At 61.7% G+C, this 12,527-nt stretch carries 10 protein-coding genes; 4 read left to right on the forward strand and 6 right to left on the reverse strand.

Going from position 1 to position 12,527, the window contains the following annotated elements; translation table 11 throughout:
* Positions 1-102: 102 nt before the first annotated feature.
* The 4 genes from FB593_RS22145 to FB593_RS22160 all read left to right on the forward strand — a co-directional run bounded on the left by FB593_RS22145 (position 103) and on the right by FB593_RS22160 (position 5,040).
* Entirely contained in the window at positions 103-498 is a 396-nt protein-coding gene (locus FB593_RS22145; protein WP_003518141.1) for a cupin domain-containing protein, read from the forward strand.
* Between the two features lie 219 nt (positions 499-717).
* Positions 718-2,349 carry a SulP family inorganic anion transporter gene (locus tag FB593_RS22150; protein WP_410171202.1) on the forward strand — a complete coding sequence of 544 codons (1,632 nt, stop codon included), beginning with the start codon at positions 718-720 and terminating at the stop codon, positions 2,347-2,349.
* Positions 2,333-2,950 (forward strand): ParB-like protein, encoded by a 618-nt coding sequence (locus tag FB593_RS22155; RefSeq protein WP_019566914.1) that lies wholly within the window; start codon positions 2,333-2,335, stop codon positions 2,948-2,950. The genes FB593_RS22150 and FB593_RS22155 overlap by 17 nt, the downstream gene beginning before the upstream one ends.
* Positions 2,947-5,040, forward strand: coding sequence for a mechanosensitive ion channel domain-containing protein (locus FB593_RS22160; RefSeq protein ID WP_111828697.1), 2,094 nt, complete (start codon positions 2,947-2,949; stop codon positions 5,038-5,040). Before FB593_RS22155 ends, FB593_RS22160 begins: the two co-directional genes overlap by 4 nt.
* 24 nt (positions 5,041-5,064) lie before the next feature.
* Here the strand turns inward: FB593_RS22160 and purU are convergent, their stop codons facing one another.
* The 6 genes from purU to FB593_RS22190 all read right to left on the reverse strand — a co-directional run bounded on the left by purU (position 5,065) and on the right by FB593_RS22190 (position 12,466).
* On the reverse strand, positions 5,065-5,949 hold the full coding sequence (gene purU / locus FB593_RS22165; protein ID WP_013762268.1) for a formyltetrahydrofolate deformylase: 885 nt from the start codon (positions 5,947-5,949) through the stop codon (positions 5,065-5,067).
* Between the two features lie 90 nt (positions 5,950-6,039).
* A complete protein-coding gene (gene glyA / locus FB593_RS22170) occupies positions 6,040-7,308 on the reverse strand; it encodes a serine hydroxymethyltransferase (protein WP_019566911.1) in 1,269 nt (422 codons plus the stop codon).
* A gap of 17 nt (positions 7,309-7,325) precedes the next feature.
* Positions 7,326-7,880 carry a sarcosine oxidase subunit gamma family protein gene (gene soxG, locus FB593_RS22175; RefSeq protein WP_060642873.1) on the reverse strand — a complete coding sequence of 185 codons (555 nt, stop codon included), beginning with the start codon at positions 7,878-7,880 and terminating at the stop codon, positions 7,326-7,328.
* A 13-nt stretch (positions 7,881-7,893) separates the two neighbouring features.
* Positions 7,894-10,884 carry a sarcosine oxidase subunit alpha gene (locus tag FB593_RS22180; RefSeq protein ID WP_145166994.1) on the reverse strand — a complete coding sequence of 997 codons (2,991 nt, stop codon included), beginning with the start codon at positions 10,882-10,884 and terminating at the stop codon, positions 7,894-7,896.
* Positions 10,881-11,201, reverse strand: coding sequence for a sarcosine oxidase subunit delta (locus FB593_RS22185; protein WP_019566908.1), 321 nt, complete (start codon positions 11,199-11,201; stop codon positions 10,881-10,883). The genes FB593_RS22180 and FB593_RS22185 overlap by 4 nt, the downstream gene beginning before the upstream one ends.
* Before the next feature lie 11 nt (positions 11,202-11,212).
* On the reverse strand, positions 11,213-12,466 hold the full coding sequence (locus FB593_RS22190; RefSeq protein WP_003518155.1) for a sarcosine oxidase subunit beta family protein: 1,254 nt from the start codon (positions 12,464-12,466) through the stop codon (positions 11,213-11,215).
* Positions 12,467-12,527 lie beyond the last annotated feature (61 nt).

Raw genomic sequence — 12,527 nt, forward strand, 5'->3', positions numbered from 1 at the left:
TTAGCCGATCGGCGAAAATGCCGGTCTCAACATAACAGAGCCCAGGGAATGCGACGCAGAATAAGCATTTTGCCCCTTGAGTTCTTTCATTGGAGAATGACCATGGAAATATTGCGCGCGGGAACACGGGCCTCAACCAAAGGCCCCGAGGCATGGTTTACCGGCACGGTCCGTATCGATCCTCTGTTCAACCCGTTCGATGCAGAGCGGGTGCAGGGCGCTCAGGTCACCTTCGAACCAGGCGCGCGAACCGCATGGCACACGCACCCGCTCGGACAGACCCTGATCGTGGTTTCAGGGTTTGGAAGGGTGCAGCGCGAGGGTGGCCCCGTGGAAGAAATCCGCCCCGGCGATACCGTGTGGTTCGCGCCGGGCGAAAGGCACTGGCACGGGGCGGCACCCGATGTCGCCATGACGCATATCGCGCTTCAGGAAGTGAAAGACGGCAAGGTCGTGGACTGGATGGAGCACGTCACGGACGATCAGTATGGTGGCTGAAGCGGCCTGGCCGAAATGGCGCTCGTCTTGCCTGCCGGACGATCTCCAGCGTTAAGCAACATCCGGAAGAGCCGAAATATTTCGGGGGCGCGATTTAAACTTTGACTCGTATGCGCATTGGGTGAACCTTCATTGCGTCGCGGGAACATGGTGGAGAATCGTGATCTTAACCGGTGGAATTGTCCTTGCCCTTATTGCCGCCAATGCGGTTGCAATTCCATGCCCATGACACTCAACCGGCGCGATGTGGTGGCGGGGTTGTCGATTGCCGGCCTGATGTTACCGGAAGCGATCGCCTATTCGGGGATTGCCGGCGTTCCAGCCCAGCACGCCATCCTTGCCGCCATCATGGGCTGCATCGTCTATGCCATTTTTGGCCAGAGCCGTTTTGCGGTCGTCTCGCCCACATCGTCCTCCGCCGCAATCCTGGCGGCAATGCTTGCGACGCTCTCGGTCACACCAGCGCAAAAGATGCTGCTCGTTGCCATTACGGTCGCTCTGGTCGGCCTGCTGTTTCTGCTTGCGGCTGCCACGCGGCTCGGCGCCCTGTCGAGTGTGATCTCGCGCCCGGTGCTGCGCGGTTTTGCCTTCGGCCTCGCCATTCTGATCACCTTAAAGCAATTGCCGAGCCTCTTCGGGATAAAGGCGCAGTCGGGCGAGCCGCTTTCCATTCTCCTGCAAATCCTCTCCCGCCCACAGGACTGGAGCCTTGAAAGCATCGCCGTCGGCGTTGTGGCACTCGCCGTGCTGCTTCTCCTGCGCAGGCGCCCCGCCATTCCCGGCAGCCTCGTCGTCATCGTGGCAGGAATTGCCATCTCGATCCTGCTCAACCTTCAAAGTCGGGGCGTCGCCGTCGTCGGCCAGATCGATCTTGCCGGCATATGGGCCGGCCCGTTTTCGGTGTCGCTCGATGATGTCGCGCATGTTGCCCGCTTCGCGCCGCCACTCGTCCTCATCCTCTTTGCGGAATCATGGGGCACCATCCGAAGCTTTTCGCTTCGCCATGGCGAGATTGTCGATTCCAATCGCGAACTCAGAGCATTCGGGCTTGCCAATATCGCCAGCGCCGCCATGCAGGGCATGCCGGTTGGTGCGGGTTTTTCCGCAGGCGCAGCAAGCGAGGCGGTTGGGCCGCAAAGCCGGCTTGCCTCTGCCATCGCCGCAATCGGCCTTGCGGTCTTCAGCCTGCTCGCCGCCAGAGGGTTCGCTTTCATCCCGGAAGCAGTCCTTGCCGCCGTGATCGCCGTGGCGCTGCTGCATGCGCTCGACCCCGCGCCGATCATCCGTTTATGGCGGCTCGGCAACGACGCCTATCTGGCACTTGCCGCTGCAGCCGGCGTACTTGCGTTCGGTGTGCTGAACGGCATGCTTGTCGCCGTCGCCCTTTCCTTCGCCGTATTCGTTCGCCGGCTTTCCCTACCGCATGTCATGCATCTTGGCCGGCTGGGCGATAGCCATGACTTTGTCGACATGGAACGCCACCCGGATGCGAAGGATGTGTCAGGCATGATTATTCTCCGGCCCGCACAGCCGCTTTTCTTCGGCAATGCGGAACCGATCCTTGCCGCCGTTACCAAATACATCGTTGCGCGGCCGGAACTGGACATCGCAATTGTCAGCCTTGAGGAAACATTCGAACTGGATTCCACCGCGCTTGATGCGTTGCTGGAGTTCGATGCAGCGATGCAGCGCAGCAGCATCGTGGTCTATTATGCGCGCATGCACGACCATGTGAAGGATCTGCTGCTTGCTGGCGGCGGATCCGACATGGTGGCGCGCAGCAATTTCAGTGTCGATGATGCCGTGACGGCGGCCATGCATCGGGAGGACAGCCTTGCCACACAATCTTGAACCGCATCTGACCCCGGTTGAAATCACCTCACTCAAACCAACGCAGATGACAGTCGGTCTGCGCGAGGTGGAGGACAAGCGGCGGCAATGGGCCGCCATCCGTGAGGAAAAGGGAGCCGACTTCCTCGGACACCACATGGTGCCCGTCGTCCTTGGTCACAAACAACGTCTTTATCTGGTGGACCACCACCACCTCGCTTTGGCTTTGCATGAGGAAGGCGTGAAACATGTCCTGACCAGTATCGTTGCCGATCTTTCCCATCTCGACCGGCAGGAATTCTGGTCGGTGATGGACCATCGCAACTTCGTCTATCCTTTCGACGTGGATGGCGTGCGCCATCCCATCGAAAACCTTCCCAAACGGATCGTCGATCTCAAGGACGATCCCTTCCGCGCGCTGGCCGGCGCGGTTCGCGACGCTGGCGGTTTTGCCAAAATAGACGCTCCCTTCAGTGAATTCCTCTGGGCGGATTTCCTGCGCCGCCGTGTGGGTGGCAAGAAGCTGCGACATTCCTTCGAGGACGCTGTGGAGGAAGCGATGCAACTGGCACGCTCGCGCGATGCGCGGCATCTGCCTGGATGGTGTGGAGCGGACCGATGACCACCCTTCCCTCCCTTTTCCGATTGATGGCGGCTGCCATCGCAGTTTTCGTCCTGGGCGCGGCGAGCCTGCCTGCGCAAGAACTACCGCCGCCAGCGAGACCGGCCCCTACGGAACAGACAACAGAGCAGAAAGTCGACCAGTTGATACAGCTTCTGGGACAGGACGATGTTCGTGCCCTTCTCACACAGAAGCTTGCGGTAGCCGGCACAGAGCAGCCGCCAGAACTGACGCCGCAGAGCCAGTTGAGCGATCTCGACCAATGGGCAAGCAAGCGGCGCGAACACCTAGGCCGCCTCGCAAGGGACCTGCCCGGCATGTCCACGCAGATCATCGCGGCGCTGGGAAGGCTTTGCGACGAGATCAGAAACTACGGTGCAGCCGTCTTTTTGCTGCACGTATCCATCCTGTTCGGTGCGGGCCTTGCCGGCGGCATTGCCACGAACCGGATCATAGCGATGCAGGCCTCCCGCAGGAACAGCGCGGATATCGGCAAGGAGGCCTCGTCTGTCGTATCGCGGAGGCTTTTGCCCGTCTTCGGTTACGGCATTGCTGCCACCGCCATGTTCCTTGCCATCCAGTGGTCACCTTTGCTGAGCGCCGTTCTCCTGCCCTGGCTTGCAACCAGCATCGTGTTGCCGCTGCTTTTTGCCTTCACGGGTCTGCTGCGGCGGGTCGTTGGCCGCGAGGCCAATGCCCGGCGCGATTTCTGGATCGTCCGCTGGACATGGCTCCTGACCCTTGCCAGCGTCTTCTGGGCATTACTCAGGACGCTCGAGAATCTCGATGTCCCGCGTGACACGCTTGGGCTTCTGTCCTCCGCCATGGTCGGCCTGCTGTTCCTGCTCGCATGCATCTGGATCTGGCGTCGTCCGGTCGGCGATCCCGGCTCGGAGCGGGCTAGGTCAATCGATGTCGCGCTGATCTTCGGCCTCATCATCCTCTTCGGGTTGCGGCTCGCCGGCGCCGGGGTCCTGTTCTGGATCGGGCTTTATGCGCTGGTTCTGCCCGGCCTTGCCTCGACGCTTGGCATCGCGGCGCGAAAGCTGGCAACCGACATCGGCACCTATGGGGAAAGCGATCTTCGCCCGGTACTGGTCGAGCGAGGCGTGCGGCTTGCAATCGTCGGGACTGCCATCCTGTGGCTGATCTTCCTCGTGCGCGCGCATCCGAATTCCCTGCCCGATGGCGCATTGCTGACGTCGATCGTCGTCGGCGTCCTGCACGGGGCGCTGATCCTGCTTCTTGCCGATCTCGTCTGGATCGCGATCAAGTCGATGATCGCACGGCGGCTGGAGTTGAGTACACCCGCCGGCAACCCGATGAGCGGCCAACCGGGTGGGGGCCAGCCGCAAGATGACCGGCTTTTGACCATTCTGCCGATCCTTCGCAACATGCTCGGCATCATCATCGCCGCGGTTGCGGTTATGACGGCGCTTTCGGAACTCGGCGTCAATATCGGGCCGCTGCTGGCGAGCGCCGGCATCTTCGGCATCGCCATCGGTTTCGGTTCGCAGACGCTGGTCAAGGACATCATCAGCGGCGTGTTCTACATGATCGACGACGCCTTCCGCGTCGGCGAATACATCCAGAGCGGTTCCTACCGCGGCACGGTTGAATCCTTCAGCATCCGCTCGGTCAAACTGCGGCACCATCGCGGCCCGATTTTCACCGTCCCGTTCGGATCGCTCGGCGCCGTCGAAAATATGAGCCGCGACTGGTCGATCGACAAATTCCTCGTCACGGTCGCCTTCGATACTGACATTGCCAAGGTCCGGGCCATTACCAAGGAGATCGGTAAGGCGCTGAAGGAAGACCCGGAATTCGGACCGTTCCTGATCGAAACCGTCAAGCTGAAGGGTGTCGAGCAATTCGGCGAATATGGCATGACGCTTGGTTTCGGCATGATGCTGCGCGCCGGCGGGCAATCCTCCATGGTGCGCCGCAAGGCCTATTCGATGTTGAAGGATGCCTTTGCGCAAAACGACATCCAGTTCGCCAGCATGGCGGGCGCCTATCCCGCATCTACACGAAGCGCGCGGCCACAGGAGCCCGAAGCAAGCGACGGGACGGGGCCGGTGGAAGAATAGGCCTCCGGCAACCGCGCCCCAACCTTAGCCCATTCGTTCGGACATATATTCGCCCGGCGAAGCGGGAAACACCACGGTCTTATTGCCGTTGAGGAAGACACGGTGATGGATATGGGCATGAATGGCGCGCGCCAGAACCTGGCTTTCCACGTCCCTCCCGAGGCTCACATAATCCATGCCGCTCTGGGCATGGGTGACGCGGATCGTGTCCTGTTCGATGATCGGGCCTTCATCGAGATCAGCGGTGACGTAATGGGCCGTCGCGCCGATCAGTCGCACGCCGCGCTCATAGGCCTGCTTGTAAGGGTTTGCGCCCTTGAAGGACGGCAGGAAGGAGTGGTGGATGTTGATGATGCGGCCAGACATTTCCTGGCACAGCCGTTCCGACAGAACCTGCATGTAGCGCGCCAGCACGACGAGTTCGGCGCCTGCATCGCGCACCACCTGCAGTATGGCCGCCTCGGCTTCCGGTTTCGTCTCCGGCGTGACGCGAATGTGGTGAAAGGGAATATCCTCGTTCACCACCTGCTTCTGGTATTCGAGGTGATTGGAGATGACAGCGACAATCTCCACAGGCAATGCACCAATGTGGGAACGATAGAGCAGATCGTTCAGGCAATGGCCGAAGCGTGAAACCATGATCACGACTTTCGTTTTCCGCGAGAGATCATGGATATCGTATTCCATGTCGAAATCGGCGGCGACGGAAGCGAACCCTGCGACGAGAGCAGCGGGTTCCATACCTTCCTCCGAAACGAAGCTCAGCCGCATGAAAAAGCGGCCCGTTTCCAGGTCGGTGAATTGCGAACTGTCGTTGATGTTGCAGCCGGACCGCGCGAGGTATCCGGACACGGCGGCAACGATGCCGCTGCGTGCCGGGCACGAGACTTTCATGACATAGCTGGTCAAATCCTGCTCCCCTTGATGGATCAGCGATCGGGCACATTGGCGGTGATGCCGCCCTGCCCGATCATGGCTAACGAGACCGATAATAGCGTGTTACGCGCCGTAGATCGGGAAGTCCTCACACAGCGCTGCAACCTCGGCCCGCACGTTCGCCTCAATCTCAGCATTGCCTTCGGCACTGACAGCCAGCGCGTCGATGACGCGCAGGATCAGCACGCCGATCCGCTCGAATTCGGCCACGCCGAAGCCGCGCGTGGTACCGGCCGAGCTGCCGAGCCGGATGCCCGAGGTGACGAAGGGCTTTTCCGGGTCGTTGGGAATGGAGTTCTTGTTGCAGGTGAGACCTGCCCGCTCAAGAGCGATTTCGGCAACCTTGCCGGTAACGCCCTTCGGACGCAGATCGACCAGAACCATGTGGCTGTCGGTTCCACCAGACACGATCCCCAGACCGCCATCCGTCAGCACTCGCGCCAGAGCCTGAGCATTGGCTATGACCTGACCGGCGTAGTCGGCAAAGTCCGGCCGCAGCGCCTCGCCGAAGGCAACGGCCTTGGCAGCGATGACATGCATCAGCGGGCCGCCCTGATTGCCGGGGAAGACGGCCGAATTCAGCTTCTTTGCCAGATCGGCATCGTTGGTCAAAATCACGCCGCCGCGAGGGCCGCGCAGGGTCTTGTGGGTGGTGGAGGTGACGACATGGGCGTGCGGCACCGGATTTGGATATTTGCCGCCGGCGATCAGGCCGGCATAATGGGCCATGTCGACCATCAGCCATGCGCCAACCTCGTCGGCGATCTTGCGGAAGCCTTCGAAATCGATCTGGCGCGGATAGGCCGAGGCGCCTGCGACGATCAGCTTCGGCCTGGTTTCCAGCGCCTTTGCCCGCACCTTTTCCATATCGATCAGATGCGTCTCTGCATCCACCTCATAGGAGACGACATCGAACCACTTGCCCGACATGGTGACCGGCGAACCGTGGGTCAGGTGGCCGCCATGGGCCAGCGAAAGCCCCATGATCCGGTCGCCCGGCTGAAGAAGTGCCAGAAACACCGCCTGATTGGCCTGCGCGCCGGAATGCGGCTGAACGTTCGCGAACTCCGCGCCGAAAAGTTGCTTCAGCCGGTCGATGGCGACCTGCTCGACCTTGTCGACGAATTCGCAGCCGCCATAATAGCGTTTGCCGGGATAACCTTCGGCATATTTGTTGGTCAGCACCGAGCCTTGCGCCGCCAGAACGTCGGCGGACACGATATTCTCCGAAGCGATCAGTTCAATCTGGGTTTTCTGGCGATCGAGTTCCTCGGCGATGGCGTCGGCAATCACCGTATCCGAAACGGCATTATGGGACAGACGGTTGAGCATTGTTTCCTCCTCAAGGATCAGGCGATTTCGGCGGCAAGTTCCTTGCAGCCGGTTTCAAGCAAATGGCCGAGATGCGGCGCGAAACTGTTCCAGATATCCATACGGAAACCATCCGGCGCATCGCGCCACAGCACCACGGTCACGCCATCGAAAATCGTTCTGCGGGCCTCGCCAACCGGAATGGTGTCGATGTCGCGGGCGCAGCCGAGTGTCAAAAGCTCGGCGGCGAGCGGCCCCTTGATCGCGAGCGTCACTTCCCTTCCGGAAATGTCGACGAGACTATGGGGATGGCCCGCATAAACGCCAGCGCAGGCTGCAATCACCCCGTCGACCGCGCCAGCGGGAGCAAGGATCGTCCATTCGTCGGGACCAAGGCGCACGGCCTCGATTTCGCCTGCAGCAGTGCGAGCGCCGATCCGGTCGGGCAAGGTCAGGCCAAGGGCTGTATTGAGCGGTACCAGATCGCCGCGCGCACGCAGCGACAGCCGCCCTTGCGCGGCCAATATGCTGACCCGGGCTGCTTTGCTCTCGGCCAGCGTGCCGGGAACGGGGGAGGAAACGCGCATATTCATTGTCATCTCCGGGTCAGATCTTCAGACGGGTGTTTTCGGGATCGACAAAGACCATCCCGGTGATTTTTGCGGCAATCGTGCGTTCGGGCATCGGAATATAGACGGTCTCTCCCATCCGCTCATGGCCGCCCTCGACCAGCGCCAGCGCAATCGGCTGGCCAACCGCATCCGAATGATAGGATGAGGTGACATGACCGACCATTTTCATCGGGATAGGCTGCTTCGGATCGAAGACAATCTGCGCGCCCTCTTCCAGCTTCGAGCGGTCTTCGGTCAGAAGACCGACGAGGTGACGACGGCCCTTGGCGACGAGATCGGGGCGCGCGAGGCCACGCTTGCCGACGAAATCCGGTTTGGTCTTGCCCACGGCCCAGCCCATCGCGGCATCATAGGGCGTGACCGTGCCATCGGTATCCTGGCCGACGATGATGTAACCCTTTTCGGCACGCAGCACATGCATGGTTTCCGTGCCATAGGCGGTGACGCCGTATTGCTGGCCGGCCTCCCACAGGATTTCCCAGAGTTTGCGGCCGAGCGGCGCGGGCACGTTGACTTCGAAGCCGATCTCGCCGGTGAACGACACCCGGAACAGCCGCGCCGGCATGCCGGCCACCGTGCATTCCGCGCAGGACATATGCGGGAAAGCCTCTTCCGTCAGCTCGACGCCCTCGACCAGCGGAGCGAGCAGCTTTGCCGCATTCGGGCCGTTCAGCGCAATGGTAGACCATTGCTCGGTGGTGGAAGTCAGCCAGACGTTGAGATCCGGCCATTCGGTCTGGAGGTAATCCTCCATCATGTTCATCACCCTTGCCGCACCGCCGGTGGTGGTGGTGACGTGGAAGCGATCCTCGGTCATGCGGCCGATGACGCCGTCGTCGCGAATGAAGCCGTCATCACCCAGAAGCAGGCCGTAACGGCAGCGGCCCGGCGCGAGCTTCGACCACGGGTTGGTGTACATGCGGTTCATGAACTCGACCGCATCCGGCCCGACGACCTCGATCTTGCCGAGCGTCGAGGCGTCGAACATGCCGAGGCTTTGCCGCACCGCCCGGCATTCGCGGCCGACTGCCGCATCCATGTCTTCACCTGGTTTGGGGAAGTACCAGGCGCGCCGCCATTGGCCGACCGGTTCGTAAACCGCGCCATGCTCCTCAGCCCAGCTGTCGATCTGCGTCTTGCGCGTCACCTCGAAATGCTGGCCGCGATGATAACCGGCGAAAGCGCCGAAGGTCGTCGGCGTATAGGGTGGGCGGAAGGTCGTGAGGCCTACTTCCGGCTGGCGTTTGCCGAGCGCTTCTGCCGCGATGTTGAGGCCGTTGATATTGGACATCTTGCCCTGATCGGTCGCCATGCCGTTGGTGGTGTAGCGCTTGACGTGCTCGATGGAGCGCATGCCCTCGCGCACGGCCAGCCGCAGATCCTTTGCGGTCACGTCGTTCTGGTAATCGACGAAGGCCTTGGCCTTGCCGGCATCGCGATCGCTCGGCAATTCCGTCAGCGATACGCCGCTGCCGGTGCGGTCGTGCTCCACCGCATAGTCGCGGGTATCGCCCGTCTTGCCCAGGGCTGCAGCGATCTTCCGGCCCTGCTCGGCGCCATCCTTAAGCACCGCTTCAATGCCCCAAAGCCCGCGCCCGGCGCCGGCAATTGCACAATCCTCATTGGTCATGGCCGGCAGGAAGGTGGTCCGCTGATCGTCCCAGGCAATCTTGCCCTGCGTATGGGAAAACAGATGCAGCGACGGCGTCCAGCCGCCAGACATCAGCAACGCATCACAGGCGATTTCCTGCCCCGCGCCGACCGTGGAGCCATTCACCGGATTGACGCGGACTGATTTCACACGCAACCGGCCCGAAGTCGCCGTCACGGTATGCGACAGCCGCACCGGAATGCCGAGCGCGCGCGCCTCGTTCACCAGTTCCTCGCGCACCTTCGCACGGGTATCGACGATGGCCTGCACCCGCGCGCCTGCGTCATGAAGATCGAAGGCGGCATACCAGGCGCTGTCATGGCTCGTCACCACCACCGGCCTGTTGCCGACCTTGACGCCATAGCGGTTCACATAGGTCTGGGCGGAGCCCGCCAGCATCACGCCCGGCCGATCATTGCCATGGAAGACCAGCGGTTTCTCGAGAGCCCCCTGCGCCAGCACCACATGGCGCGCCCGCACCCGCCACAGGCGTTCACGCGGCATGTCCTTGGTCACGGTTTCGAGATGGTCGGTCAGCTTTTCGCAAAGGCCGATCATGTTCTGGTGGTAGTAGGCAATCGCCGTCGTGCGGGTCATGACCCTGACGCCGCGCTCCTTCAGCGCCTTCAACTCGTCCGCCAGCCAGTTCCATGCTGGCTGGCCGTCGATCTGCGCCTGCGGCTCGGACAGCAGCGTCCCGCCGGCTTCGGCATTTTCGTCCACCAGCACGACCTTGAGACCATCGACCGCCGCTGCGCGCGCCGCAGCCAGACCCGCAGGACCGGCGCCGACGATCAGCACGTCGCAATGCAGGTTGCGCGAGGCATAGGTATCGGGGTCTTCTTCCGTGGGCGAGACGCCGAGACCGGCCGCCGCGCGGATGAAGGGCTCATAGACCTTGTTCCAGAAGCTCTTCGGCCACATGAAGGTCTTGTAGTAAAAGCCCGCCGAAAACAGCATATAGGCCATGTCGTTGACTGCGCCGATATCGAATTTCAGGCTCGGATATTTGTTCTGAGAGGTGGTTTCCAGCCCGCTCCAGATTTCCTGCACCGTGGCGCGGGTATTTGGCTCGAACCGGCCGGAGCCGCGGCGGGTGCCGATCAGCGCATTCGGCTCCTCGGAACCCGCCGCTACAGGGCCGCGCGGGCGGTGGTATTTGAACGAGCGGCCCATGAGATGTACGCCATTGGCGAGAAGCGCGGAGGCGACCGTATCCCCCTTTACGCCGCGATAGGTCTTCCCATCGAAGGTGAAGCTTACCGAGCGGGCGGCATCCACCCGGCCACGGCCGGGAACGCGATAGGAACTCATTTCGACACCTCGGAGCTGGCTGGTGCGCTGGATAGGGACGAGAGATCAGGACGCGGCTCGCCTGCGCGATAGGTCGTCAGGAAACGGTCGCTCACCGTGTCGCGCACCGCATTGAAGAAGCGACCGCAGCCATGCAGGTGCCGCCAGCGCTCGAAATGCGGACCCCTGGCGTTTTCGCGGATGAACAGGAATTCTTCCCACTGTTCATCACTCTGAGATGAGGGGTCGGCCGCGCGCACGACATGGGCCTGCCCGGCATAGGTGAATTCGGCTTCGGGTAGCGTTTCATGGCAATAGGGGCAACGGATCAGCAGCATGGGTTAGCTCCTCAGTGCGCCACGGCAGCGGCGGCGGCCTCGTCGATCAGGCGGCCGGAGCGGAAACGCTCCAGCGTGAAAGGCGCGTTGATCGGGTGCGGTTCGTTTTTCGCGATGGTCCAGGCGAAGGTGTGGGCAGCGCCCGGCGTGGCCTTGAAACCACCCGTGCCCCAACCGCAATTCACATAAAGCCCGTCGACCGGCGTCTTGCCGAGAATGGCCGAGCGATCCGGCGTGACATCAACAATGCCGCCCCATTTGCGCAGCATCCGCATGCGGTTGAAGATCGGGAAGATTTCGACGATGGCGGCGATCGTATGTTCGATCAGCGGCAGGCCGCCGCGCTGCGAATAAGAGGTATATTGATCCGTACCCGAACCGATCACCAGCTCACCCTTGTCGGACTGGCTGATATAAGCGTGAACCGCATTCGACATGACCACGCAGGGGAAGATCGGCTTGATCGGCTCGGATACCAGAGCCTGCAGCGGATAGCTTTCGAGCGGCAGGCGCACGCCTGCGGTATCCATGACCACCGAAGTGTGGCCGGCAGCGGAAACCGCAACTTTTTTCGCCTTGATGAAACCTCGCGCCGTCTCGACACCCGCGACGGACCCGTCGGCATTGCGGCGAATGGCGGTGACCGGGCAATTCTGGATGATATCGACGCCACGGGCGGCAGCACCGCGCGCATAACCCCAGGCAACTGCATCGTGGCGCGCCGTGCCGGCACGTTCCTGAAGCGCACCGCCCATCACCGGGTAGCGGGCGTTTGGCGATATGCTCAGCGGCGGACAATATTCCTTGCATTCTTCCGGGGTAAGCCAGCGATTGTCGACACCGTTCAGACGGTTGGAATGGATGTGGCGCTTGAAGCTCTGCACGTCGTGGACATTATGGGCGAGCATCAGAACGCCGCGCCGCGAATACATGACGTTGTAGTTCAGTTCCTGGCTCAAGTTCTCCCACAGATCGACGGCGTGATCGTAAAGACGCGCGCTTTCGTCGTAGAGATAGTTGGAGCGGATGATGGTCGTGTTGCGGCCGGTATTGCCGCCGCCGAGCCAGCCCTTGTCGATGACAGCGACATTGGTGATACCGTGCTGGCTGGCCAGATAATAGGCCGCACCCAGACCATGGCCGCCGGCGCCGACGATGACCACGTCATATTCGGCTTTTGGCTGGCTGTCGGGCCATTGCTCGTCCCAGTTCTTGTGGCCGGTCAGGGCATTCCGCAGGAGATTGAAGGCATTAAAACGCGTCATGAGCGGGCCTGCTGGTTGGAACTCTCGGTATTCAAAAGCCTACGGAGATTTACAGCGGCCG

The organism is Rhizobium sp. SJZ105 (assembly GCF_007828365.1).
GTDB classification, from domain to species: domain Bacteria; phylum Pseudomonadota; class Alphaproteobacteria; order Rhizobiales; family Rhizobiaceae; genus Agrobacterium; species Agrobacterium tumefaciens.

Bases quoted from the DNA above. Each gene is read 5' to 3' on its own strand.
- FB593_RS22145 (WP_003518141.1), top strand. From the start codon at position 103: ATGGAAATATTGCGCGCGGGAACACGGGCCTCAACCAAAGGCCCCGAG.
- FB593_RS22185 (WP_019566908.1), bottom strand. From the start codon at position 11,201: ATGCTGCTGATCCGTTGCCCCTATTGCCATGAAACGCTACCCGAAGCC.
- FB593_RS22160 (WP_111828697.1), top strand. From the start codon at position 2,947: ATGACCACCCTTCCCTCCCTTTTCCGATTGATGGCGGCTGCCATCGCA.
- FB593_RS22190 (WP_003518155.1), bottom strand. From the start codon at position 12,466: ATGACGCGTTTTAATGCCTTCAATCTCCTGCGGAATGCCCTGACCGGC.
- FB593_RS22180 (WP_145166994.1), bottom strand. From the start codon at position 10,884: ATGAGTTCCTATCGCGTTCCCGGCCGTGGCCGGGTGGATGCCGCCCGC.
- FB593_RS22150 (WP_410171202.1), top strand. From the start codon at position 718: ATGCCCATGACACTCAACCGGCGCGATGTGGTGGCGGGGTTGTCGATT.
- soxG (WP_060642873.1), bottom strand. From the start codon at position 7,880: ATGAATATGCGCGTTTCCTCCCCCGTTCCCGGCACGCTGGCCGAGAGC.
- glyA (WP_019566911.1), bottom strand. From the start codon at position 7,308: ATGCTCAACCGTCTGTCCCATAATGCCGTTTCGGATACGGTGATTGCC.